Source organism: Methylophilus sp. (assembly GCF_035460085.1).
Taxonomy (GTDB): Bacteria; Pseudomonadota; Gammaproteobacteria; order Burkholderiales; family Methylophilaceae; genus Methylophilus.
Genome location: NZ_DATHWZ010000024.1, coordinates 1 through 23,352, shown reverse-complemented (window position 1 = coordinate 23,352; position 23,352 = coordinate 1). Strand labels below are relative to the sequence as shown.

Sequence of the window (23,352 nt, the reverse complement as noted above, 5' to 3'; positions counted from 1 at the left end):
AGCCCTTCACTGCGTAGCCAGGCTGGTAATAACTGCAGTAAAAGGTAAAGAGGTAAGCCGGAGCTGAAGCCAAGGGCCACACACATCAGCATGCGGCGGGTGAACAGTGTTTCTGCGATGGTCATGTCCGCATTGTAATCGCTTTTTTCTGGCAGGCATTCGTCGGGCAAAAAAAAGCCAACCCTTGCGGGTTGGCACACTCGGAGATCAAACGGTGTAACGATGCTTCGTTAAAAATCTTACAAACTTAATATCCACTGGACCAGAGTTTTAATGTCTTCATCCTTCACTTGCGGGCTGTTCGGCGGCATAGGCATATCACCCCATGCGCCGCTACCACCGGCTTTTACTTTCTGGATCAATTTGGCTTCGGCAGATTTGTCGCCTTTGTATTTGGCGGCAACATCTTTATAAGCAGGGCCCAGAATCTTTTTATCTACACTGTGGCACATCAAACAATTACTTTTTTGTGCCAGTGCTTCAGCATTACTACCTGCCATGACAGAAGCTGTCATCCCCAACAAGGTAGCCACTGCCAGACTTTTAATGAATAAATGCATAGAGTCGTTCCTTGAAAAATATATTACAGACTGAACACGTTCATGGCGCCACCACCCGGTGCCGCATTGTACTTGGTCAGCTCTTTGTAGCCACCGGCAGCCCCCAAACCATCGGTTTCATTCGTCAGGCCAAGGTTCATCGCCACCCCGGCCCAGCCACCAATCCCTGACAATACGCCCACATATTGCTTGCCTTTGTGACCATAGGTGATCACATTGCCAACCACCCCGGAACCCACCTGGAACTTCCACAGTTCTTTACCGGTTTTCGCATCCAGTGCTTTTACCCAACGGTCTAGCGTACCGTAGAACACGAGGTCGGAAGCAGTCACCAGCGCACCACCCCAGGCAGAGAACTTCTCTTTGTTGTACCACTGTGATTTACCTTTGAGCGCATCCCAGGCCATAAAGCCGCCCATCACGCCGTCAGGCCCTGCAAACATGGTCAAGGTCGCCCCTACCCAAGGCTGGCCAGCTACGTATTTCGATTCAACCGGCTCATAGGTCATGCACACATGGTTCAGTGGCACGTAAAACATTTTGTTCTTCGGCGAGTATGCGGCTGGTTGTTCGTCTTTCACACCCAGTGCCGATGGACAAATGCCTTTGGCGTTGTAATCCTGGTGTGTGGAATATTTGGCATCTTTCACTGGAATACCGGTTTTCAGGTCGATCTTGCTGGCCCAGTTAACAAATGGATGCATTTTTTCTGCTACCAGCAAGCTGCCGTTGGTGCGGTCAAAGGTATAGCCAAAGCCGTTACGGTCAAAGTGCGAAGCCAGTTGTTTGCCGTTGGCTTCCCACAAAATGATTTCATTCATGCCGTCATAATCCCACTCGTCGTGCGGGGTCATCTGGTAGGCCCAGCGCGCCATGCCGGTGTCCAGGTCACGCGCAAAAATCGTCATTGACCATTTGTTGTCGCCAGGACGCACATCCGGGTTCCAGGTGCCAGGGTTGCCGGTACCGTAATACATCAGGTTCAGTTTCGGGTCGTATGAGTACCAGCCCCAAGTCGGGCCGCCACCATTCTGCCATCCGTCTTTCTGCTGCTGCGGTTTATGCCAGGTGCGTACACCAAGGTCAGCTTCAGGATATTTCAGTTGCGATTTATCCAGCGGCTTGAAAGAACCGCCTTCTTTATTGCCACCATTCACATCCTGGTAAACCGACAAGGCGCTGTAATGCGGATTCTCTTTATTAAAGTCTTTGCCGATCAGCATTTCGCTGTCCGGGCCAGTGCTGTAGGCTTTCCACAACAGGCTGCCGTCTTTGATGTTGTAGGCAGAGATATGGCAACGTACGCCAAACTCGCCGCCAGAACAGCCAGTGACTACTTTGTCTTTAAATATGTGAGGGACATTGGTATTGGCCGCGCCTGTTTTCGGGTCGTTGACTTTTACGTCCCACAATTTCGCCCCGGTTTTCGCATCTAGCGCGACCAGCACACCATTGTTCTGTTGCAGGAAAATCTTGCCATCACCATAACCGAGGCCTTTGTTCACGTTATCACAGCACAGCACAGACTGCACATCCGGATCCTGTTTAGGAAAGTAAGACCAGCGAATTTTCTGGTTATCGTCCAGGTCCAGCGCATACACGTTGTTCGGGAATGCGGTATGGATAAACATGGTATTACCAATCACCAGCGGGGCGCCTTCATGACCACGGTTAACGCCAGTCGCGAATGACCACGCGTATTTAAGGTTTTTAATATTGCCTTTATTGATTTGCGACAATTTGCTGTAACCCTGGTTGGCGTAATCTTTACGCGCTATGGCCCATTGGTTGTCGTCCTTCATTAAAGTCTCCAGCTCTGTCGTGGCCCATGCGCTGGCGCTTAGGCTGCCCAGCATCATTGCAGTGATGGCAAGCTTGATTTGGTGTTGCATACATACCTCCAAAAAATGGTGTGTTTGAAGCTGGAATAAGTGATTTGCACGCCAGTAAACAAATGCTTCTTTTGTTACTCGCAGACCATTGATTGCAACGCCTGTGCCAGGCATGAGTTTTATTTGAGGTAATAAAAAAAATGAATTAAAATCAAAAGGTTATTTTTAGGTACCAGCAATGGTCATGCATCCTGAAACGGTGAAAACTGTTCAGTGATTGTGCCAAACTGATACAGTTGTTCAATCACGTGATACAGGTGTTCAAGTAGTGATGTCCAAGTTTTCTCCCGCCTCTACGCACACATCGTTGCCAGTCATGCGCGACGATCAACTGGCCATAGCCGAAGCCATTGAACGCTCATGGCGGCGTTGCATGGTCAAAGGCGTGGATGAGCAGGCGCCTGCGCATGACCAGATCATCACCGCACAAGAGTTGACCCAACGGCTGGAGAAAAATCGTTTATTGCTCACGCATGCCGAGCCTGAAATGGTGACCTTAAGCGGGCAGATTGCACATACGCGTAGCCTGGTCATTCTTACCGACAATGAAGGCGTGATTTTGCGCACCATGGGTGAAGGTGTGGAGCAGGGCGACATTCGTGCTTCTCTGCTGCCGGGGGCATCCTGGAGTGAAGAGCATCGCGGGACAAATGCCATAGGCACAGCCCTGGTTGAGCGTGCACCCATCAGTGTGCAGGGTGCCGAGCACTTTATGGCCTATCACCACTCACTCAGTTGCTCGGCAGTTCCGATCTTTGCGGCCAATAACCAGCTGGTTGCGACATTAGATGTATCCAATGATTTGAACCAGCCACAGCAACACACGCTGGCACTGGTGAAAATGGCAGCCCAAATGGTGGAAAACCGTTTGTTTCATGCCACTGCCCAAGGTGAGATAGGTGTGCATTTTCATGCGCGATCAGAATTTATCGGTACGCTATGGGAAGGCCTGGCGTTATTTGATCATGAGGGCCAATTGCGTGCCATCAATCGTAGCGGACAATTCCAGTTCGGCTTGCCACTGGATGAAGATGTGCTGGCTAAGCGGCGGGTGCAATTCAGTGATGTATTCGATGAATCGTGGGTGACATTCAAACAACGCTGCCAGGGTGGTGATTTATTATTCCCCATGCAATTACAGAATGGCGCCCGACTGTTTGCACGTGCTTCATTTCAAACCAGCACACTTTCACGCCCAGCCGTATTCCAACCACGCGAATCTGCGGCCAGCCTGGAAATGCTCGATACTGGCGACACGCAGCTTAAACTGGCCATCACCCAAGTCAAACAAGTATTGAATCGCGATATTCCCATGCTGGTATTAGGTGAAACGGGTGCCGGAAAAGAATTATTTTCACGCGCGATTCATGATGCCAGCGCACGACGCGACCAACCTTTTATCGCGGTGAATTGCGCTGCCTTGCCGGAAGGCCTGATCGAAGCCGAATTGTTTGGTTATGAAGAAGGTGCTTACACCGGTGCCAAGCGCAAAGGTAATTCAGGCAAAATCCAGCAGGCTGATGGCGGCACGCTGTTCCTGGATGAAATTGGCGATATGCCCTTGTCGCTGCAGGCGCGTTTGTTACGCGTGCTGCAAGAGCGCTGCGTGACACCGCTGGGCTCCAGCAAGTCGATTCCGGTTAACTTCATGCTGATCAGCGCGACCAACCAGAAACTGAAAGATAAAGTCGCTGCTGGGGAATTCCGCAGTGATTTGTACTACCGCATTAATGGGCTGGCAGTGCAATTGCCGGCGTTACGCCAGCGACAGGATTTACAGCGCCTGATCAGTTTAATCTTGCAGGTTGAGCAGTCACCAGAAAGTGAAATCAGTGCAGAAGTCATGGCTTTGTTTGCCCGTCACCCATGGCCTGGCAATGTGCGGCAATTGCATAATGTGTTGCGCACTGCGCTGGCATTGGCTGATGGCGGGGTCATAGATTTGATGCATTTGACGCAGGACTTTATGGATGAGCTTGAAGATGCCGCCATCAGTCACCACGCCGTGCGTCCTGCATTAACTTTAAAGGCGCAATCTGATGAGGTGATACGTTCAGCTATGCAGCAGCATACTGGAAATGTTTCCGCCGTTGCACGCCAGCTTGGTATGAGCAGGAATACACTTTATCGTCGTTTGAAAGCATTACACTTGGCTTGATCAGTCAATAAAAAGCCCCGGCAACAACCGGGGCTTTTTTCATGGCTTTATATTTTGAGCTTAATTGCTGCGACGACGCGCTACAAAACCCATCACACCAAGACCCAACAGCATCATGGCATAGCTATCAGCCTCAGGAACGGCGGACGCTGATGCCACCTGGTCCACCTGGAAAGCCAGTGCTTGAGAGAAACCCGCGCTGAAACTCAAAGTGTAAGAAGTGATGGGTGTAGAAACACCGCTCAGATCCCAGGAGTAGCGGTAATAGTCATCCACAGTACCGGTATTCCCAAAGTTTACCAATGCGCCGGCAATCGCCTGGCTACCGCCGTTGTAGCTCAGCGTAATGGTATACGCCTCACCACCGAATGAGGCATTGAAGTCATTCACGATGCCCTGGAACACCAATGCGCCGATTTTGTTTGAAACCGTGTTATCAGTGAAGGTCAGGTTGCCATCACCATATAAACCAAAACCGGCTGGATAGTAGCTACCGGAAATCTGGGTCAGCAAAGCATCGCCTGAACCCGCAACATTCCCTGCGGTACCTGTGGCCAGTTGGGCAGCGGTCAATGGATTCGCAACGCCGTTATCATCCACCCGGTTACGATTTAGCTGGTTCCAGCCGTCAAAAGATACAGAGTTTGCAACGTCTATAAAACTGCTGTAAGTGGTGTTCGCTTGTGCCAGACCAGCGATTGCGAACAGACTTGCACCGATAACGATGTTTAGATATTTGGCTTTCATTTACTAACTTCCTTTGAGTAATTATTAATGACTGGCATCTTTAATAAGTGCCAGAATTTTTTAACTGGCCGCGTTACTCACAAACGTCTTCACCATGTATTCCCACAGTCATAATGATAATGGGAATTATTATCATTATGACTTAAATGAATCATATGTCAACGCTTGTTGTTTTTTTAGAAGTTAATCCTTAGATAAAAATACGATTGAATTCAACGGTAAATGCCGTGTTTAAGCCTTGAATGGCTTAACATCAGAGGTGCTTCAAATAAAACTCAGCCCGCAAGGGTGTCAGCTACCAGCGCTTTTCAGCCGGTACATGGCCAGATTACCCATCAGGTTAGGTAATACATGCACATCTTCGCCATCGGTAATTACTTTACGCTCAATCACCTGGATGCGATGATCAGTGCAAAACTGATCGAAATCATGAATCGTGCATAAGTGCACATTGGGCGTGTCAAACCATTGGTAAGGCAAGCTTTTTGATACTGGCATATTGCCCGTAGCAATTTGTAGCCGATTGCGCCAATAGCCAAAATTGGGGAAAGTCACAATGGCTTCGCGACCTACACGCAACATTTCCTCCACAATCGTCTCGGTGTTGTGCATGGCTTGCAAAGTTTGTGACAAAATCACGGTGTCAAATGACTGGTCTTCAAAACCGGATAACCCATCTTCCAGGTTCATCTGGATCACATCTACACCATTCTTGAGTGCTTCCAGCCAGTTGGTGTCGTCTTTCTCAATACCATAACCGGTAGTCTCCAGCGTTTCATGCAAATGCGTCAGGAGAGTGCCATCGCCGCAACCCAGATCCAGCACTTTGGTTTTTGAACGCACCCAATTTGTAATTAACGCAAAGTCTGGGCGAATATTTGTAATATTTGCATTACTCATACTTTAACCTGCTCTAAATAAGCACGCATGATGTTGTGATAATGTGGATCCGGCATCAAGAATGCGTCATGACCATGGTCTGAAGTGACCTCAGCGTATTTAACCGGCAACGCATTGTCGAGTAATGCCTGCACGATTTCCCGCGAACGGGCAGGTGAAAATCGCCAGTCCGTCGTAAATGAAATCACGATAAATTTTGCTTTTGCCCGGCTGAGCGCTTGGGTTAAGCCGCCCTCAAAGGCCTTAGCCGGATCAAAATAATCCAGCGCACGTGTCATGCGCAAATAAGTATTGGCATCAAACTCGCCAGCAAATTTGTCACCTTGATAGCGCAAATAAGATTCCATTTCAAACTCAACATCGAAACTATATTTGAGTTCGCCATGACGTAATTTGCGGCCAAATTTTTCGCCCATCACATCGTCAGAAAGATAGGTGATATGGCCCAGCATACGTGCGATGCGCAAACCACGGCGTGGCACGGTGCCATGATTGTAATAATCACCTTCGTAAAATTCAGGGTCGGTAATAATGGCTTGACGCGCAACTTCATTGAAAGCCATATTTTGCGCGGTGAGGTTAGGGGCAGAGGCGATCACAAACGCATGCCGCACACGCTCCGGGTAAGCAATATTCCATTGCAGGGCCTGCATGCCGCCCAGGCTACCCCCGATGACTGCGGCCAATTGTTCTATACCCAGGTAATCCAGCAGGCGCGCCTGCGACTCGACCCAATCTTCCACCGTCACTACCGGAAAAGTTGCGCTGTAAGGCCTGTCAGTCAGCGGATCAACGCTAGATGGACCGCTACTGCCATGACAGCCACCGAGGTTGTTCAGGCCAATCACGAAAAATTTATTGGTATCCAGTGGCCTGTCTGGGCCAATCAGGTTATCCCACCAGCCCGGGTATTTGTCTTCTTCAGAATAGCGGCCTGCGACATGGTGATTGCCCGATAATGCGTGGCAGATTAGCACCGCATTCGATTTGGTCGCATTGAGTTCGCCGTAGGTTTCGTAAGCGAGATGGTATTGTGGCAATACGGCACCACTTTGCAAGGTGAGTGGCTTGTTGAAATGCGCCACTTGCGCTTTAACAATACCAACGGAGTTCGATTCAGACATGCCGCGATTATACTATGTGGCATGTGTAAACGGCGAGTCAGCGTGTCTATGCTTTTATTGTGGGCTTTTATTGCGGCGCGACTGACAGGCATCCGAGCAACGCCGGCAAGTCGGCTACCGAATTGATCACTGCATCTGGATTGACGGCAGAGAGGCGTGTGTAGGTTTCCCGGTATTTGCCGGTTTTCACCAAAATCCCATGCAAGCCTGCGTCCTGGGCGCCACCCACATCCGCATCGATATCATCTCCCACCATCATTACCTCAGAAGGTTTCAGTCGTAGCGCATCCACCACAATATTGAAAAAATGGCGCGAAGGTTTACCCATGAGCATGGCTTTGGTATTGCTGGCATATTCCAGGCCGGTCACAAATGCGCCTATGTCCATTTGCAACCCGGTTTCGGTTTGCCAGAAACGGTTTTTATGAATGGCAATCAGCTGCGCACCATTCACCAGGCAATGAAACACTTCATTCAACAATGCATAAGACCAGCCATCACCAATATCGCCAACTACTACATAATTGGCCGCGGTTTCAGATTGGTCGAAACAGGAAAAATCTTTTTTGACATCCTCGGCCAGTAACAATTTACACACCGGGTTGGGCTGTTTTTTCAGATGCTGGATGGTCGCTTGTGGTGCACTCATGATTTCTTCAGGCACTGTATTGAAGCCAAGCCGATTGAGTTTTTGCTGTAAGGAATCGAGCGATAGCGTACTGGTGTTGGTGACAAAGCGCACCGCAATTCCGGCCTTGCGCAATTGCGAGACGGCAGCTAACGCCCCTGGAATCAATTGATCACCAATATACAAGACACCATCGAGATCAAACAGGACGGCTTTTATTGCACTGAAATTAAACATAGACGGCCTTTCTTGCTGCAAGGATATAGACCTGCTGCAGCAAGAATCATGCGCACTGGGTAATGACTTTAAAGTTGTTTACCAGCGGCTCAAATTGCCAGCCATTGCGCCAGCGTGACCCTGGGATTACCCCCTAAATCGCACACGGTTTGCGTATGCTGGAATCCAGCTGCCTGGTAGAGTTTTTGAACCGCTTCAGCCTGATTATAGCCATGCTCCACTATCAGCCAGCCACCGTTATTTAAATAGCCAGGCGCCTCCGCGATGATGTGCTGGATATCCGCCAGGCCATCCACCCCGGCAGCGAGTGCAGACAACGGCTCAAAACGTAAATCGCCCTGGGTCAAATGCTGATTGCTGGATTCAATATAGGGCGGGTTGCTGACAATCAGGTCGAATACCTGATTATCCAATCGTGAAAACCAGTGGCTGTGCAGCAAGGTCACATTCGCTAATTGCAGACCATGCATGTTGGCTTCAGCCACCGCTAATGCGGCTTGTGAAGCATCCACCGCTGTGACTTGCGAATCCGGTGCGTGTTTTGCAAGTGCCAGGGCAATAGCGCCAGTACCGGTTCCCAGATCCAGTATCTGCATGGGTTTGGCGATTTTTTGCAGCGCGGCTTCAACCAGGGTTTCAGTATCAGGACGTGGAATGAGCGTGTCAGGGGTGACTTTGAGTTTGAGGCCGAAGAATTCGCGATAACCGAGAATATAGGCGATCGGCTCCCCATTGACACGGCGTTGAATTAACTGGTTGAAGTCCAGCGCATTTTGCGCAGACACTGCATCGGTGGCATGGGCCAGCAACCACGCACGATTTACGCCCAGCACATGCATGAGCAATAGTTGAGCCTCCATACTTGCCTCTGCTGGTGCACCGGCTTGCGCCAGCTGCTGCCGGGCGGTCTGCAACAACTGTTGCACGATTTGCATCATGCTTACCTGCCTCCAGCTGCTTTACGCAGGGCAATCGCGGTGGCATTTCCTTGCCTGGCCGGATGGCGAACCGAATGGCGGATGACCCACTTCAATTCTTTATCGGCGTGACTTAACCAGCGGTCACACAGGTCAAAAGCAACTTCTGGATGATCTTTGGCAATATCTCCCACATGGTTGGCTACGCTGCGCCGCACATAAAGGCTGGGATCGCTCTTCAACGCATCAAGAATAGGCAACGTAGGTGTCGGGTCTTTGATCAATTGCGGGATGCGCGTCCCCCAAGGTAAACGGGAGCGGGTGCCTTCCGAACATAAGCGGCGAACGTGTGGATCCGGGTCATCCAGCCACTGCTTCAGCTGATTGAGCGTGCGGTCAAAATCGTGAATCAAAAATGCGCGGATGGAGAATTCGGCGGTAAAACGGCGGGTTAATTCATACTGCGCACGCATGGCAATATCGAAAGGATCCTCACCTGCATTATACGTATGGTCGCGACCATACTCTGCGATGAAGCGAGTATGCGGAAGATAAAAAAATACGCTTAATCCCAGACGTTCAGTATTCACATTCGGCGGGGTAAGCGTATTGATCAATACTTCAGCTGCCTGTGAAAATTTGGCTGGCAGGGTAGCTTTCAACGCAACAGCAATATGTGATGAGCGGTCCATAAAACCAAGGGATTCAATGTTAGTAAGCGCTAACTTCTTAAATAGTAGCTCATCAAACCCTGCATGCACCAGCGCAATATTATGTGCCAGGCAATCGATGGCTTCACTATCCAGAATGAATTTGATCGGCTGGTCTTTTTGGATGCTGCGGGGTGCTGCCGGAAGACGAAAACTGTGCGTCAAGTGTTTAGCCTTCTTCACCCAGACTTGCCAGCAAATCAGCCTGATACTCGTTAGAAAGCGCGCCTATCAACTCGTCCATATCGCCTTCAGTAATCGCTTCGATCTTGTACAAAGTCAGGTTGATACGGTGGTCGGTGATACGGCCTTGCGGGTAATTGTAGGTACGGATGCGCTCAGAGCGGTCACCGGAGCCAATCAGGTTACGGCGTTCTGAGGCGATCTTGCTTTGTTGTTCATCCACTTGTTTGGCTTTGATACGTGCCGCTAATACCTGCATCGCTTGCGCTTTGTTGGCATGCTGGCTACGGCCATCCTGGCATTCCACCACGATACCAGTGGGGGCATGGGTGATCCGCACCGCAGAATCGGTTTTGTTGATGTGCTGGCCACCCGCACCACTGGCGCGGAAGGTATCGATGCGAATATCCGCCGGGTTGATTTCCACATCACCGACTTCTTCCACTTCTGGCAGGATCGCCACCGTACAGGCTGAAGTATGGATACGGCCTTGTGTTTCAGTATCCGGCACACGTTGTACCCGATGCCCGCCAGACTCGAATTTGAGTTTTGAATAAGCACCATAGCCATTGATTTTGGCGATGATTTCTTTGTAGCCGCCTACTTCACCTTCGTTGGCGGAGACAATTTCCACTTTCCAGCCCTGGCGGTCGGCATAGCGGGAGTACATGCGGAACAAGTCCCCGGCAAACAGGCCGGATTCATCACCACCGGTGCCGGCACGCACTTCGAGGAAAATGCTTTTATCGTCGTTGGGGTCTTTGGGCAGTAACAGTTTTTGCAATGCCAGCTCGACTTCTTCCAGACGTTTTTTGCCGCTTTCGATCTCTTCTTGTGCAAACTCTTTCATTTCCGGGTCAGAGAGCATGGCATGCGCTTCTTTCAGGTCGGATTCGGTTTGCACATAAATATGGTACTGCTCAACAATAGGCGTGATTTCCGTATGCTCCTGCATGATTTTGCGGTAATTATCCATATTGTCAGTCACGCCTTCGCTACTGAGCAGGCGGTTGATTTCTTCGAGGCGCTCGCTTAAGTTGGCGAGCTTTTGCAACATACTTGGTTTCATCTTGTTTGCCTAAAATTCAATACTGGTGGCAATGTCTTCCGCCAGCTTTGGTCATACACAATTAAATTAATCTTTTAACTGGAAAAGTTGTTTCACCAGGTGCTCGATATGCGCATGTGCATCGCCCTGGGTATTGTTGAGCACATGACTGGGGCCATGTAAAAACTTATTGGTCAATGCATTGCTGAGTTGTTCCAGCGCTTTTTCCGGGGATTCACCTTTTTGCAGCAGCTTGAGCGCCTTTTCTAGTTCGGCTTGCCGCACCGTATCTGCCTGGTCACGCAGGGCTTTAATTGTGGGCACTGCTTCGCGCTGCTTGAGCCACTGCATAAAGTGCTCTACCCGTGCGTTGACGATCAGCTCGGCATTCACTGCCGCTTCCTGGCGATTACCTATGCCTTCCGAGACGACTTGCGCCAAGTCATCTACCGTGTATAAAAACACATCGTCTAACGCTGAGACTTCAGGCTCAATATCGCGTGGTACTGCCAAATCAACCATAAACATCGGACGGTGTTTACGCATCTTGATCGCGCGCTCCACCATGCCTAATCCGACCAGTGGTAACTGGCTGGCTGTACTGGTGATCACAATATCAAACTCGTGAAAGCGTTCAGGCAGGTCATTCAGCAAAATGGCCTGCATATTCAAACCCTGGCTGCGGATTTTGTCTGCAAGTTGTTCGCCGCGCTCCAGTGTGCGGTTAGCGACGGTGATTTTTTTCGGTTTTTGTGCGGCGAAATGGTCGGCACACAGCTCAATCATTTCACCCGCGCCAATAAACAACACGCTCTGTGCGCTCAAGTCACCAAAAATCCGTTGTGCCAGCTTGACGGCAGCGGCTGCCATCGAAATCGAGCTGCCGCCAATGTCCGTATTGGTACGTACTTCTTTGGCGACTTCGAATGTACGCTGGAACAATTTGTGCAACATGGTGCCCAAAGTACCAACATCCTGGGCGATTTTCACCGATTGCTTGAACTGCCCAAGGATTTGCGCTTCGCCCAACACCATGCTATCCAGGCCGCTGGCCACACGGAAAGCATGCTTGACCGCTTCGTGGCTGCTTAAGGTATAGGTGTAAGGCATCAATTGCTGGGCTTCCAGCCTGTGATAGTTGGCCAGCCAGTCAATCACTATCTCCGGCCGGATAGACTGCACATAGATTTCGGTGCGGTTGCAGGTGGAAAGAATGGCGACCTCAGACACGTTGTGACGGGTCAGGTCCTCCAGCGCATGCGGCAGGTTATCGTTGTTGAACGCAACGTTTTCGCGGATAGCGATAGGAGCGGTGGTGTGGTTTACACCAATGGTAAACAGTTGCATGGCGCTATTTTACCTTTGAGAGCAGGCAAAGAGATAGATAAACTAACGCATGCAAGTCGTTCATGGTTGATTTGAATGGTGCCTGGATCGAAGGTGCCGACATTTTCTTACATTAGCGTTAAGCAAGCAAGAATCCTGTCAATTTGGCTCCAGAATAACAATTTGACCCGGAATGGCGTTAAAATATTGGTTTTACAATAAAAATTCCTCAGAAAACTCGGAATAAGCGAGCGAGCGGGATAAAGTGCAAGGCGCACGGAACGCAGGAAGCAAGACAGTACATATGGTACGGCTTGATTACGAAGCTCTATCCAGAAAAGCCGCGCAACACAGCAATTTTCCCTCGTAGCTGCTGATTATGTGTTTTCTTAGATTTATTCATTGAACTTCAGATACGGAACACCAGCATGGACAAAACATTTCGCATTGCCCCAAGTATTCTTTCTGCCAACTTTGCCAAATTAGGTGAAGAAATTGAAAACGTGATCAAATCCGGCACCGACATCGTTCACTTTGACGTGATGGACAACCATTATGTACCTAACCTGACCATTGGACCGCTGGTGTGCGATGCGATTCGTGAGTTGTCACATAATGCTGGCGCCCTGATCGACGTGCACCTGATGGTAAAACCGGTTGACCGCATTATTCCTGACTTTGCCAAAGCTGGCGCTGACATCATTACTTTCCACCCGGAAGCCTCTGACCACATTGACCGCAGCCTGGCTTTGGTACGTGACAGTGGCTGTAAATCCGGCCTGGTATTCAATCCGGCAACGCCATTGCATTACCTGGATTACGTGATGGACAAAGTCGACATGATTTTGCTGATGTCTGTAAACCCAGGTTTCGGCGGCCAGAAATTTATTCCGGAAACACTGAATAAATTAAAAGAAGCGCGTGCTCGTATTGATGCTTACTACGAGAAAACCGGTCGTCAGATCTGGCTGGAAGTAGACGGTGGCGTGAATGCGAACAATATCGCTGACATCGCCAGAGCCGGTGCGGATACCTTTGTTGCAGGTAGCGCGATTTTTGGTTCTCCTAAAGACACCGACCCTAACCGTTACGACACCGTTGTAGCGGCGATGCGTGCCTCTTTAGCTAGCGTTTAATTCCCTCAAAAGCCTGTTGTGATGCGGTTTCAAGTCAAGCTGGTGATGTTCGATCTTGACGGCACGCTGCTTGATACCGCACCGCAAATCGCCGAAGCCGCCAACCGTATGCTGGTGGCATTAGGCAAACCCATGCTGCCGCAGGCGCAGATCAGCACCTACATTGGCGAAGGCGTGCAAAACCTCATCAAGCGATGCCTTACCGGCAATTTGCATGACGAGCCTGAAGCTGAATTATTTGCACAGGCACAGCCTTTGTATCATGGTTTTTATGCGAACAATGCGACTGACAGCAAGCCGTTTCCCGGCGTGATGTCTACATTGCAGCAACTAAAAGCAGATGGCTATCCTCTCGCCTGCGTCACCAACAAACCTGAAAAATTCACCCTTCCTTTGCTTGAAAAAGCAGGATTATCTGATTTCTTTAAAATTGTCGTTTCAGGCGATACCTTAGCCAAGAAGAAACCTGACCCGTTGCCACTGTTGCATATTTGCCAAAAACTAGGCGTGTTGCCCGCTGAAGCAGTATTGATAGGCGACTCGGAAACCGATGTCCAGGCCGCTCAAGCTGCAGGATGCTTTGTGGTCACCGTGCCTTATGGGTATAATCAGGGGCGCGAAATTGATGTGGCGACCGTGGATGCCACAGTGCAGCAGCTCACCGATGTGGTGGGCTTGTTGGAGTTACCCGCTCTCTTAAAGCGGGGATAATAAAAACCTATTTAAATATCATGATGTTTTGTGCTCATTATTCCAGTTGGCCAGTTTCAAGCTGGCGGCGTTCGTGGCGAGGCTAAACCAGCCCGCACGCGGCTGACCCTAAAAAGTCGTGCACGCTATCTACACTGAATCTGTCGCGCGGTTTCACACGACACACTCAACGAATTCAATTGGAAAAAAGCATCATGTTAAGCACCTTAAGCAAGACCGAATTTGACGCGCTGGCGGCGCAAGGCTACAACCGAATCCCGCTGGTGATGGAAACCTTTGCCGATCTCGATACACCGCTGTCGCTGTATCTCAAGCTGGCCAATCAACCTTATTCTTACCTGCTGGAAAGCGTACAAGGCGGCGAGCGCTTTGGCCGCTATTCGATTATCGGCCTGCCTGCCACTACCCGTATTGAAGTACGTGATCAGCAATTGCAGGTGATCCAAAACGACGCAGTCATTGAGTCGCATACTGACCAAAACCCACTCGATTTTATCAAAACCTACCAGGCGCGTTTTAACACACCGCCGTATGAAGGCTTGCCGCGCTTTACCGGTGGCCTAGCTGGTTATTTTGGTTATGAGACGATTCAATATATTGAAAAGCGTTTAGGCAAACAGAAAAAACCGGATGTGATCGGTACGCCGGATATTTTGTTAATGGTCTCCGAAGAAATCGCGGTCGTCGATAACCTGTCCAGCAAACTCTATTTTATTGTCTACGCTGATCCGGCACAGCCAAATGCTTACGAGAACGCGCGTGACCGTATGCAGGCCTTGCTGGCAAAACTACGCACACAGGTTGAAATCCCTGCAGCGCTGCCTACCAGTAAAACCCAGGCCTTATCTGAGTTTGGCGAAGACAACTTTAAAGCAGCCGTGAAAACCGCCCAGCAATATATCCTGGAGGGCGACATTATGCAGGTGGTACTCAGCCAGCGCATGTCGCAAGATTTTGACGCTTCGCCATTGAGCCTTTACCGCGCATTGCGCAGCCTCAATCCATCCCCATATATGTTCTATTACGACATGGGCGACCATCATGTCGTCGGTGCTTCACCGGAGATCCTGGTGCGGCTGGATAACACCACCGTGACTTCGCGCCCGATTGCGGGTACCCGGCCCCGTGGCAAAAACCGCGATCATGACCTGGCGCTGGAAGCCGAGTTGCTGGCAGACCCGAAAGAGCGTGCCGAGCATGTGCAATTAATGGATCTGGGCCGTAACGATGTTGGCCGTGTCGCTCTCACGGGGACAGTGAAGGTCACCGACAATATGACCATAGAACGTTATTCACACGTGATGCATATCGTCAGCAATGTTGAAGGCCAGCTCAAGCCTGGGCTGGATGCGATTGATGTGCTGAAAGCCACGTTTACGGCTGGTACGGTTTCTGGCGCGCCTAAAGTTAGAGCCATGGAAATCATTGAAGAGCTGGAGCCAACCAAGCGTGGCATTTACGCTGGTGCGGTGGGTTATCTTGGGTTCAATGGCGATATGGATGTGGCGATTGCCATCCGTACGGCTGTGATTAAAGATAAAAAACTTTACGTACAAGCCGGTGCCGGCATCGTGGCAGATTCGATTCCGCAAAATGAGTGGGATGAAACCCAGAACAAAGCCAAAGCAGTGATTCGCGCTGCCGAGTTGGTGCAGGCCGGTTTAGACAGCGAAGCCCAGTTAAATGCAGGAAAAGGAGCCTGATATGTTGTTAATGATCGATAACTACGACTCTTTTACCTATAACCTGGTGCAATATCTGGGCGAGTTGGGGCAAGACGTCCATGTGTACCGTAACGATGAAATCACGCTGGAACAAATCAAAGCGATGAAGCCGGAAAAAATCGTGATTTCCCCAGGCCCATGTACGCCAAATGAGGCAGGGATTTCCGTGCCATTGATTCACGAATTTGCCGGCAAGATTCCTTTGCTGGGCGTGTGCCTGGGTCACCAGAGCATAGGCCAGGCATTTGGCGGCAATATCATCAAAGCCAAAACCCTGATGCACGGTAAAACTTCGTTGATCCACCATACTAACGTCGGTGTGTTCAAAAACCTGCCTAATCCCTATACCGCAACGCGTTACCATTCGCTGGTGATTGAGCGTGAAACCATCCCGGATTGCCTGGAGATCACGGCATGGACTGAAGATGGCGAGATCATGGGTGTTAAGCACAAAACCCTGGCTATCGAAGGCGTGCAATTCCACCCGGAGTCGATCCTGACTGAGCACGGGCATGCATTGCTGGATAATTTCCTGAAAGGCTATTGATGGCCATCACGCCTAAAATTGCAATACAGCGGCTGATAGACCACACCGATTTCACGCATGAAGAGATGCTGGAGATCATGCGCCAGATCATGAGCGGGGAGTTCACCCAGATCCAGATAGCCGGTTTCTTGTCTGCCTTGCGCGTGAAGGGCGAAACCGTAACCGAAATCGCTGCGGCTGCGCAAATGATGCGCGAGCTTTCCAGCAAAGTGGATATCAGCGATACCCGTCACTTGATTGATACCTGTGGTACTGGCGGCGCACCAAACAAAGTATTTAACGTTTCAACGGCATCAGCCTTTGTCGCCGCAGGTGCAGGCGCAAAAATCGCCAAGCATGGCGGCCGGGCAGCTTCTTCAAAAAGTGGTTCTGCCGATGTGCTGGAAGCACTCGGTGTCAATATTGCCCTAACGCCTGAGCAAGTGGTACGTTGTGTGAACGAAGCCGGCATCGGTTTTATGTTTGCGCCCAACCATCATTCGGCAATGAAATATGCAGCCCCAGTAAGGCGTGAGCTTGGCGTGCGTACCATGTTTAATTTACTAGGCCCGATGACCAACCCTGCCGGAGCAAAACGCCAGGTAATGGGTGTGTTCCACCGTGATTTGGTGCCTTTGCTCGCGCAAACCTTGCAAACATTGGGTAGCGAACATGTGATGGTCGTGCATAGTGCCGATGAAATGGATGAAATCTCTTTTTCTGCCGACACGTATGTAGCCGAATTGAAAGATGGCAAAGTCAACGAGTACACATTGAATCCTGCCCAGTTTGGCATGCCATTGCATGATATCAACAGCATACGTGTTGAAAGCGCGCAGCATTCCAGCGAGATTATTCTTGGTTTGCTGTCCGGGGAAAAAGGGCCGGCACGCGATATCGTATTGTTAAATGCAGGCGCCGCCATTTATGTTTCTGGCCTCGCGAATGATTTACCGTCAGGGATTGCGCAAGCGGCAGTATCGATCGACTCTGGTAAAGCATTAAACAAATTGCAGCAGTTAAAGGCACTGAGCCAAGTCTGATGAAGCATTATTCGCTGATTGCGATGTTATGTTTATTGGCAGCTTGCCAGCAAACGTCACAGCAAAGCGCAAGCGACCATGGTTCAAACAAGCAACCGCAATCAACCGTTGAAGTTAAATCGCAGGTACAAGCGTTAAACCTGCAATCGCTGTCTTCCGGGCTGGCAACTGAAGACAATTCAGCAGTCAAGCAGGCTTTTGTACAAAAACAAAGTCATCTCTGGCTGCAAGGTAGAGGCGTTGTGAAAAAGTTGTTGCCGGACGATGCCAAGGGCGACAAACACCAGCGTTTTCTGGTCACTATTTCGCCTGAGCAAACCCTGTTGTTTGCGCATAACATTGATCTGGCACCGCGCATTGAGTTAAATGTAGGCGATCGGATACAGTTTAAAGGTGAATATATTTACAACCCCAAGGGCGGCATTATGCATTGGACGCATCATGACCCAAGCGGTATCAAGGGTGGTTGGATTAAAGTAAACGGACAAACTTATGAGTGATATCTTAAATAAAATCCTGGCAACCAAAGCTGAAGAAATTTCTGCTGCGCAAGCCAAACTACCATTGGCCGAGGTGCAAGCGTTGGCTATAAAACAACCACCAGCGCGTGACTTTGTTGGCGCGATTCGTCACAAAATTGTCGCAGGCAAGGCTGCCGTCATTGCCGAGATCAAGAAAGCCAGTCCTTCCAAAGGCGTGATCCGCGAAGACTTCCAACCTGCCGAGATCGCTGCCAGCTATGAGCAAGGCGGAGCTGCGTGTTTATCTGTACTAACAGATGAGCAATATTTTCAAGGTTCAGCAGACTATCTGAAACAGGCACGTGCTGCCTGCAATTTGCCAGTGTTGCGCAAAGACTTTATGGTAGATGCTTATCAGGTCTACGAAGCGCGTGCGATGGGTGCAGATTGTATTTTGCTGATTGCCGCCGCGTTAACGCTGGCACAAATGCAGCAACTGGAAAGTGTCGCGCATAGCCTGGGTATGGCAGTGCTGGTCGAAGTGCACAATGGTGAAGAACTGACACAAGCTATCCAGCTAACCACACCATTATTGGGCATTAATAACCGTAACCTGCGTACATTTGAAGTCACGCTGGACACCACTTTGGGTTTGTTGGGCAAGATTTCCAGTGACAAAATTGTGGTGACCGAAAGCGGAATCTTCACTGCTGACGATGTCAAATTGATGCGGGATAACGCCGTGCATACTTTTCTGGTTGGCGAAGCATTTATGCGTCAGGAAAATCCTGGTGCCGAACTCGCCAAAGTATTTGCCTAATCCATATCGGCTAACTGCCCGTACTGCTTTTAACCCTACTGCCTGGCACATTTCAGCCGGACAAACAGGAGATAATTTTGAGCCAATTTCTAGCTATCCGCCCACGCCGTATGCGTAAAGACGATTTTTCGCGCCGCCTGATGCGTGAAAATGTCCTGACCGTTAATGATTTAATTTACCCGGTATTTGTCCTCGAAGGCGAAGGCAAAATTGAGGAAGTGAAATCCATGCCTGGCGTGCATCGCCAAAGCATAGACGGCTTGCTGAAAACCGCTGAAGAATGTGTGAAGCTGGGTATTCCGGCTCTGGCCCTATTCCCGGTAGTCCCACAAACCTTCAAAAGCCTGGATGCCAAAGAAGCTTATAACCCTGAAGGCCTGGTGCCGCGCACCGTGCGCGCATTGAAAAAGGCATTCCCTGAACTTGGCATTATCACTGACGTCGCCTTGGACCCTTACACCACGCATGGGCAGGATGGCCTGATTGACGACACCGGCTATGTGCTAAATGACGAAACGGTAGAAGTATTGGTAAAACAGGCACTATGCCATGCCGAAGCAGGTGCTGACATCGTCGCGCCTTCCGACATGATGGATGGCCGCATTGGTGCCATCCGTGATGCACTTGAAGAGGAAGGCTATATCTATACCCGCATCCTGGCTTATTCTGCTAAATATGCCTCCGCTTTTTATGGCCCTTTCCGTGACGCGGTAGGCTCGGCGGGCAACTTGGGCAAAAGCAATAAATACAATTACCAGATGGACCCTGCCAATTCCGATGAAGCATTGAAAGAAGTAGCGCTGGACCTTGAAGAAGGTGCTGATATGGTCATGGTTAAGCCGGGCATGCCATACCTTGATATTGTGCGCCGCGTGAAAGAAGAGTTTGGCGTACCGACGTATGCTTATCATGTAAGCGGTGAGTATGCGATGTTGAAAGCCGCAGCACAGAATGGCTGGCTGGATGAGAAGGCTTGTGTGCTGGAAGCGATGCTGGGGTTTAAGCGTGCAGGGGCGGATGGGGTATTGACTTATTATGCGATGGATATCGCTAAGTGGCTCACAGCATAACCATGAATCCGATTATTGCTCAGTTTCTTACCATTGTGGGTGGCTTGTTTATCGCAGCGGCCACCTATTGGTTTACTAAGCAAAAAGAGCGCGAAGCTGAGTGGCGTAGAGAAAAGTTGGCTTATTACAAGACTTTTGTTTAATGCTTAAGTGGAGTAGTAAATGGGGAATCTACTGAGCAAAATCAAAAAGAATATTCAAAAGCCATTAATAATCTGATGCTGTTTGCACCGCAGTCAGTACTTGCCGCGCTATATACTTTTGTTGAAGCAACAACGATTAATAAAAGTCTAGATTTAGACGAACATGACAAATTATTAAGTCATCTCCTGTTTTTAGTTCGTAAGGATGTTGGAATTTATCCACCAGATGATTTGGAAACATTCATTGTTCATCTACGCTCTTCTGGAAATTTTAAAAAATAGATTTCGCCTCTAGGCGACCCTCTTTCTTATGCTTGTCCATAAGAAAGAAGGCAAAGAACAAGACACCCTAGCTTCCGCTTATTTCCTGCGTTGCTCACCAAAATAAGCGGTCACGAAACTCATCCTAGCGGCCTGCACAAAACGCAGGCCACCGCGGGATTCAGACAGTCGCTCCCTTCTTCCTTATTTTGCCTGCGCTACTCGGCGCGTCAGATAGGGGCCCGTTGAAACCCACCACGATGACACAGCAGAGAGAAGTAATGGACAGAGGGCGCTAAGTGCCTTTTGATTTCCAAGACTAAAACCCAACAAATTATTCTGTTGTTTATTTTTTGCCACGATGATTGAGCGGGATGCAATGTGAAGAGATACATCCAAGTGAAAGCGTGTGCTTTTTATGGGCCCCTATCTGACGCGCCGAGTAGCGCACTCAGCGTGGGAGTTGTCGGCCAGCGTCTGTTTGAGTTCCGCGGTGGCTTGCGTTCTTTGCAAGCCGCTAGGGCGAGTTTCGTTGGACGCCCGCGTTGACGAGCAACGCAGGAAACAAGCGGAAGCTAGGGTGCCTTTTCTTTTGGTTACTTATTCTTTGGGCAAGCAAAGAAAAGTTACTCGCCTAAGGGCGAAAAAGAATGGTGCATATCCAAAGGAATACCTATTAAAACCTTAAGCAAGTGCGACACTTGCTCTTAATTGTGACCAAGCTAAGTATTAACCTTGCCTGGATTCCACCCAACGCCGGAATGGCGACCTGTTGGAGCACGCAGCAGATTTCGCATAAGCCGCCTAAAAAAAACCAAACTTAGTCCTGATAATCCACAATCAGCGGCGCATGGTCACTGAAGCGTTCTGCTTTATACACACTCACGGCCGTCGCCCGCTTCGCCAACCCTTGCGTAGCAAGCTGATAATCAATCCGCCAGCCGACATTTTTTGCCCATGCCTGGCCACGGTTACTCCACCAGGTATAACACTCATCGGTAGTTTCCGGGTGTAAAGTGCGGTATACATCTACCCAGCCGACACGCCCCAGAATATCAGTCATCCACGCGCGCTCTTCAGGCAAGAAGCCGGAGTTTTTTCGATTGCCTTTGTAATTTTTAAGGTCAATCTCCTGGTGCGCGATATTCCAGTCACCACAAATGACCACCTCGCGGCCACCGGCAATCAGTTGCTCCAGATGCGGCAAGAATAAGGCCAGCACTTGAAACTTGAATTGCTGACGCTCTTCACCGCTGGAGCCACTAGGCAGGTATAAAGACACCACGCTCAAATTCCCATACTGGCATTCCAGGTAACGACCTTCAGCGTCGATATGTGCGTGTCCCAAGCCGATAATCACTTTATCGGCCGGTTGTTTACTGTAGATGCCGACGCCGCTATAGCCCTTTTTTTCGGCGTAGTGAAAGTAGCCGTGATAACCGGGCGGTTGCAGCATTTCCGGTTGCATATCCGCCGCTTGGGCTTTGAGTTCCTGCAAACAGACGATATCGCTCTGACTAGCTGCCAGCCAAGGCAGAAAGCCTTTGTTGCAGGCCGACCGTATGCCATTCAGGTTCAAGGTTATAATACGCATTGTTTAAATCTTTCTGTTTTTCTCAAATGACTGCAAACACACTCAGTGCCGATTTTATTGCTTTTTCCATCCAGAAACAGGTGTTACGTTTTGGCGAATTCAAAACCAAAGCCGGACGGTTAAGCCCTTATTTTTTTAATGCCGGCCTGTTTGATGATGGGGAAAGCCTGCTCAAACTGGGCGAATTTTACGCACACAGTATTCTACAGTCTGGCTTGCAATTCGACATGCTGTTTGGCCCCGCCTATAAAGGGATTCCGCTAGTAGCTGCGATCAGCATTGCATTTGCACGTATGGGGAAAAATTACCCCTATGCGTATAACCGTAAGGAAGCCAAAGACCATGGCGAAGGCGGTACGCTGGTGGGTGCGCCACTCAAAGGCCGCGTTTTGATCATTGATGATGTGATCTCGGCGGGGACTTCTATCCGTGAATCCGTAGAAATGATCCGCCAGGCAGGCGCAATTCCATGTGGTGTCAGCATTGCATTAGACAGGCAGGAAAAAGGCCTCGGCGAATTATCGGCCGTACAGGAAGTAGAACAAACCAACCAGATGCCGGTGGTGAGCATTGCGAAACTGGCTGATTTATTCGCTTACTTGCAAGGCAATGACGATTTGGCGCAGTATTTCCCCGCGATACAGCAATACAGGGCGCAATACTGCATCGTGTAATCTTTGCCGTATTGAAATAGCGGGCATCCAGCTCGCTATTTTTGTTTAAGCATCCCCATTAATCTGGACATGATGAGTGCCGGGTTATTCTCCACCGCACCGTTTGGCGTCAGTTGGTCCACGACATCCGGAATATATTCCGCAATTTTGGCGGTAAGCTCTTCATTACTCATATCCAGTTTGGTGGCTATGCCGGTTAATACGCTAGTGCCTAATGCTACGCCAATTTGCTGCGCAGAGACATTTAAATTAGCGCCAGTGCCTACCCAGGAATCGACTTGCTCAGCCAAGCCACCATCTTTCAATGTTTGTAAAATACCTGGCAAGCCACCGTATTGCTGAAATAGCTCCATTGCCATTTTTGCCATGGGTGCTTTGTCGCCCATAACTTTGTTCATCACGTTATTGGCTAAGTTATCGAATAATCCCAATTGTTGCTCCTAGATAATTAATTTTATTTTTGCTTATTAGCAGATTATTTTTACTATGCAGAATGTTAGTAACGTACTGTTTCGCCTCTAGGCGAGTGGCTTTCCTTTGCTTGCCCAAAGCAAAGTCACCAAAGTAAAGGGCACCCTAGCTTCCGCTTGCTTCCTGCGTTGCTCGCCAAAATAAGCGGTCACGAAACTCAACCTGGTAGCTCACACAAAACGTGAGCTACTGCGGGATTCGAACAGTCGCTCCCTTCCTCCTTATTTCGCCTGCGCTACTCGGCGCGTCAGATAGGGGCCCGGTTAAAACCACGCCGATGAAGCAATA

Annotated in this window: 24 protein-coding genes and 1 pseudogene; 12 read left to right on the top strand and 13 right to left on the bottom strand. The window is 49.7% G+C overall.

Translation table 11 applies throughout. The annotated features are described in order from the left end of the window. The 3 genes and pseudogenes from VK958_RS04290 to VK958_RS04280 form a co-directional block, all read right to left on the bottom strand. Positions 1 to 125 (bottom strand): annotated as a pseudogene (locus VK958_RS04290) (AmpG family muropeptide MFS transporter); the annotation flags it as partial. Between the two features lie 114 nt (positions 126 to 239). Then, complete coding sequence (locus VK958_RS04285; RefSeq protein ID WP_414683841.1) at positions 240 to 560, bottom strand: c-type cytochrome; 321 nt, start codon at positions 558 to 560, stop codon at positions 240 to 242. 23 nt (positions 561 to 583) lie between these two features. Then, a complete protein-coding gene (locus tag VK958_RS04280) occupies positions 584 to 2,452 on the bottom strand; it encodes a methanol/ethanol family PQQ-dependent dehydrogenase (RefSeq protein ID WP_325239274.1) in 1,869 nt (622 codons plus the stop codon). Between the two features lie 271 nt (positions 2,453 to 2,723). On the opposite strand from VK958_RS04280, the gene VK958_RS04275 reads away from it, so the two are divergent. Then, positions 2,724 to 4,610 carry a sigma-54-dependent Fis family transcriptional regulator gene (locus VK958_RS04275; RefSeq protein WP_325239273.1) on the top strand — a complete coding sequence of 629 codons (1,887 nt, stop codon included), beginning with the start codon at positions 2,724 to 2,726 and terminating at the stop codon, positions 4,608 to 4,610. Between the two features lie 60 nt (positions 4,611 to 4,670). On the opposite strand, the gene VK958_RS04270 is transcribed toward VK958_RS04275, so the two are convergent. The 8 genes from VK958_RS04270 to hemA all read right to left on the bottom strand — a co-directional run bounded on the left by VK958_RS04270 (position 4,671) and on the right by hemA (position 12,451). Continuing rightward, on the bottom strand, positions 4,671 to 5,357 hold the full coding sequence (locus VK958_RS04270) for a PEP-CTERM sorting domain-containing protein (protein ID WP_325239271.1): 687 nt from the start codon (positions 5,355 to 5,357) through the stop codon (positions 4,671 to 4,673). A 291-nt stretch (positions 5,358 to 5,648) separates the two neighbouring features. Then, positions 5,649 to 6,257: a methionine biosynthesis protein MetW gene (gene metW, locus VK958_RS04265; protein WP_325239270.1), complete on the bottom strand. Its 609-nt coding sequence runs from the start codon at positions 6,255 to 6,257 to the stop codon at positions 5,649 to 5,651. Continuing rightward, entirely contained in the window at positions 6,254 to 7,381 is a 1,128-nt protein-coding gene (metX, locus tag VK958_RS04260) for a homoserine O-succinyltransferase MetX (RefSeq protein ID WP_325239269.1), read from the bottom strand. The genes metW and metX overlap by 4 nt, the downstream gene beginning before the upstream one ends. A 67-nt stretch (positions 7,382 to 7,448) precedes the next feature. Beyond that, complete coding sequence (locus VK958_RS04255; protein WP_325239268.1) at positions 7,449 to 8,246, bottom strand: TIGR01458 family HAD-type hydrolase; 798 nt, start codon at positions 8,244 to 8,246, stop codon at positions 7,449 to 7,451. Between the two features lie 89 nt (positions 8,247 to 8,335). After that, positions 8,336 to 9,184, bottom strand: a complete 849-nt coding sequence (gene prmC, locus VK958_RS04250; protein ID WP_325239267.1) for a peptide chain release factor N(5)-glutamine methyltransferase — start codon at positions 9,182 to 9,184, stop codon at positions 8,336 to 8,338. Between the two features lie 2 nt (positions 9,185 to 9,186). Then, positions 9,187 to 10,038 (bottom strand): DNA alkylation repair protein, encoded by an 852-nt coding sequence (locus VK958_RS04245; protein ID WP_325239265.1) that lies wholly within the window; start codon positions 10,036 to 10,038, stop codon positions 9,187 to 9,189. Positions 10,039 to 10,042: 4 nt separating this feature from the next. Continuing rightward, positions 10,043 to 11,125: a peptide chain release factor 1 gene (prfA, locus tag VK958_RS04240; protein WP_325239264.1), complete on the bottom strand. Its 1,083-nt coding sequence runs from the start codon at positions 11,123 to 11,125 to the stop codon at positions 10,043 to 10,045. A gap of 66 nt (positions 11,126 to 11,191) precedes the next feature. Further along, positions 11,192 to 12,451, bottom strand: a complete 1,260-nt coding sequence (gene hemA, locus VK958_RS04235; RefSeq protein ID WP_325239263.1) for a glutamyl-tRNA reductase — start codon at positions 12,449 to 12,451, stop codon at positions 11,192 to 11,194. Between the two features lie 407 nt (positions 12,452 to 12,858). Between hemA and rpe the strand changes: the two genes are divergently transcribed. The 10 genes from rpe to VK958_RS04185 all read left to right on the top strand — a co-directional run bounded on the left by rpe (position 12,859) and on the right by VK958_RS04185 (position 20,346). Next, positions 12,859 to 13,566, top strand: coding sequence for a ribulose-phosphate 3-epimerase (rpe, locus tag VK958_RS04230; RefSeq protein ID WP_325239261.1), 708 nt, complete (start codon positions 12,859 to 12,861; stop codon positions 13,564 to 13,566). 21 nt (positions 13,567 to 13,587) lie between these two features. Next, entirely contained in the window at positions 13,588 to 14,277 is a 690-nt protein-coding gene (locus tag VK958_RS04225) for a phosphoglycolate phosphatase (protein WP_325239260.1), read from the top strand. A 194-nt stretch (positions 14,278 to 14,471) separates the two neighbouring features. Next, complete coding sequence (trpE, locus tag VK958_RS04220; protein ID WP_325239258.1) at positions 14,472 to 15,980, top strand: anthranilate synthase component I; 1,509 nt, start codon at positions 14,472 to 14,474, stop codon at positions 15,978 to 15,980. A 1-nt stretch (position 15,981) separates the two neighbouring features. Next, a complete protein-coding gene (locus tag VK958_RS04215; protein WP_325239257.1) occupies positions 15,982 to 16,548 on the top strand; it encodes an aminodeoxychorismate/anthranilate synthase component II in 567 nt (188 codons plus the stop codon). Beyond that, entirely contained in the window at positions 16,548 to 17,570 is a 1,023-nt protein-coding gene (trpD, locus tag VK958_RS04210) for an anthranilate phosphoribosyltransferase (RefSeq protein ID WP_325239256.1), read from the top strand. Before VK958_RS04215 ends, trpD begins: the two co-directional genes overlap by 1 nt. Then, positions 17,570 to 18,070 (top strand): DUF3465 domain-containing protein, encoded by a 501-nt coding sequence (locus VK958_RS04205; protein WP_325239255.1) that lies wholly within the window; start codon positions 17,570 to 17,572, stop codon positions 18,068 to 18,070. Before trpD ends, VK958_RS04205 begins: the two co-directional genes overlap by 1 nt. Next, positions 18,063 to 18,851 carry an indole-3-glycerol phosphate synthase TrpC gene (gene trpC / locus VK958_RS04200; protein ID WP_325239254.1) on the top strand — a complete coding sequence of 263 codons (789 nt, stop codon included), beginning with the start codon at positions 18,063 to 18,065 and terminating at the stop codon, positions 18,849 to 18,851. The genes VK958_RS04205 and trpC overlap by 8 nt, the downstream gene beginning before the upstream one ends. A gap of 74 nt (positions 18,852 to 18,925) precedes the next feature. Then, positions 18,926 to 19,921 (top strand): porphobilinogen synthase, encoded by a 996-nt coding sequence (gene hemB, locus VK958_RS04195; protein WP_325239277.1) that lies wholly within the window; start codon positions 18,926 to 18,928, stop codon positions 19,919 to 19,921. A gap of 2 nt (positions 19,922 to 19,923) precedes the next feature. Continuing rightward, positions 19,924 to 20,064, top strand: coding sequence for a hypothetical protein (locus VK958_RS04190; RefSeq protein WP_325239253.1), 141 nt, complete (start codon positions 19,924 to 19,926; stop codon positions 20,062 to 20,064). Between the two features lie 75 nt (positions 20,065 to 20,139). Further along, positions 20,140 to 20,346, top strand: a complete 207-nt coding sequence (locus tag VK958_RS04185; RefSeq protein ID WP_325239251.1) for a hypothetical protein — start codon at positions 20,140 to 20,142, stop codon at positions 20,344 to 20,346. A 799-nt stretch (positions 20,347 to 21,145) separates the two neighbouring features. Here VK958_RS04185 and VK958_RS04180 read toward each other — a convergent pair. Next, positions 21,146 to 21,919 (bottom strand): exodeoxyribonuclease III, encoded by a 774-nt coding sequence (locus tag VK958_RS04180; RefSeq protein ID WP_325239249.1) that lies wholly within the window; start codon positions 21,917 to 21,919, stop codon positions 21,146 to 21,148. A 26-nt stretch (positions 21,920 to 21,945) separates the two neighbouring features. Between VK958_RS04180 and pyrE the strand changes: the two genes are divergently transcribed. After that, on the top strand, positions 21,946 to 22,593 hold the full coding sequence (gene pyrE / locus VK958_RS04175) for an orotate phosphoribosyltransferase (RefSeq protein WP_325239247.1): 648 nt from the start codon (positions 21,946 to 21,948) through the stop codon (positions 22,591 to 22,593). A gap of 35 nt (positions 22,594 to 22,628) precedes the next feature. Here the strand turns inward: pyrE and VK958_RS04170 are convergent, their stop codons facing one another. Beyond that, the gene (locus VK958_RS04170) at positions 22,629 to 22,991 is read right to left on the bottom strand and encodes a YidB family protein (RefSeq protein WP_325239276.1); all 363 of its coding nucleotides are present in this window, start codon (positions 22,989 to 22,991) and stop codon (positions 22,629 to 22,631) included. Positions 22,992 to 23,352 lie beyond the last annotated feature (361 nt).

Excerpts from the sequence above, each read along its gene's own strand:
- VK958_RS04285 (WP_414683841.1), bottom strand. The coding sequence starts at position 560 with ATGCATTTATTCATTAAAAGTCTGGCAGTGGCTACCTTGTTGGGGATG.
- VK958_RS04280 (WP_325239274.1), bottom strand. The coding sequence starts at position 2,452 with ATGCAACACCAAATCAAGCTTGCCATCACTGCAATGATGCTGGGCAGC.
- VK958_RS04275 (WP_325239273.1), top strand. The coding sequence starts at position 2,724 with ATGTCCAAGTTTTCTCCCGCCTCTACGCACACATCGTTGCCAGTCATG.
- VK958_RS04270 (WP_325239271.1), bottom strand. The coding sequence starts at position 5,357 with ATGAAAGCCAAATATCTAAACATCGTTATCGGTGCAAGTCTGTTCGCA.
- metW (WP_325239270.1), bottom strand. The coding sequence starts at position 6,257 with ATGAGTAATGCAAATATTACAAATATTCGCCCAGACTTTGCGTTAATT.
- metX (WP_325239269.1), bottom strand. The coding sequence starts at position 7,381 with ATGTCTGAATCGAACTCCGTTGGTATTGTTAAAGCGCAAGTGGCGCAT.
- VK958_RS04255 (WP_325239268.1), bottom strand. The coding sequence starts at position 8,246 with ATGTTTAATTTCAGTGCAATAAAAGCCGTCCTGTTTGATCTCGATGGT.
- prmC (WP_325239267.1), bottom strand. The coding sequence starts at position 9,184 with ATGATGCAAATCGTGCAACAGTTGTTGCAGACCGCCCGGCAGCAGCTG.
- prfA (WP_325239264.1), bottom strand. The coding sequence starts at position 11,125 with ATGAAACCAAGTATGTTGCAAAAGCTCGCCAACTTAAGCGAGCGCCTC.
- hemA (WP_325239263.1), bottom strand. The coding sequence starts at position 12,451 with ATGCAACTGTTTACCATTGGTGTAAACCACACCACCGCTCCTATCGCT.
- rpe (WP_325239261.1), top strand. The coding sequence starts at position 12,859 with ATGGACAAAACATTTCGCATTGCCCCAAGTATTCTTTCTGCCAACTTT.
- VK958_RS04225 (WP_325239260.1), top strand. The coding sequence starts at position 13,588 with ATGCGGTTTCAAGTCAAGCTGGTGATGTTCGATCTTGACGGCACGCTG.
- trpE (WP_325239258.1), top strand. The coding sequence starts at position 14,472 with ATGTTAAGCACCTTAAGCAAGACCGAATTTGACGCGCTGGCGGCGCAA.
- VK958_RS04215 (WP_325239257.1), top strand. The coding sequence starts at position 15,982 with ATGTTGTTAATGATCGATAACTACGACTCTTTTACCTATAACCTGGTG.
- trpD (WP_325239256.1), top strand. The coding sequence starts at position 16,548 with ATGGCCATCACGCCTAAAATTGCAATACAGCGGCTGATAGACCACACC.
- VK958_RS04205 (WP_325239255.1), top strand. The coding sequence starts at position 17,570 with ATGAAGCATTATTCGCTGATTGCGATGTTATGTTTATTGGCAGCTTGC.
- trpC (WP_325239254.1), top strand. The coding sequence starts at position 18,063 with ATGAGTGATATCTTAAATAAAATCCTGGCAACCAAAGCTGAAGAAATT.
- VK958_RS04190 (WP_325239253.1), top strand. The coding sequence starts at position 19,924 with ATGAATCCGATTATTGCTCAGTTTCTTACCATTGTGGGTGGCTTGTTT.
- VK958_RS04185 (WP_325239251.1), top strand. The coding sequence starts at position 20,140 with ATGCTGTTTGCACCGCAGTCAGTACTTGCCGCGCTATATACTTTTGTT.
- VK958_RS04180 (WP_325239249.1), bottom strand. The coding sequence starts at position 21,919 with ATGCGTATTATAACCTTGAACCTGAATGGCATACGGTCGGCCTGCAAC.
- pyrE (WP_325239247.1), top strand. The coding sequence starts at position 21,946 with ATGACTGCAAACACACTCAGTGCCGATTTTATTGCTTTTTCCATCCAG.
- VK958_RS04170 (WP_325239276.1), bottom strand. The coding sequence starts at position 22,991 with ATGAACAAAGTTATGGGCGACAAAGCACCCATGGCAAAAATGGCAATG.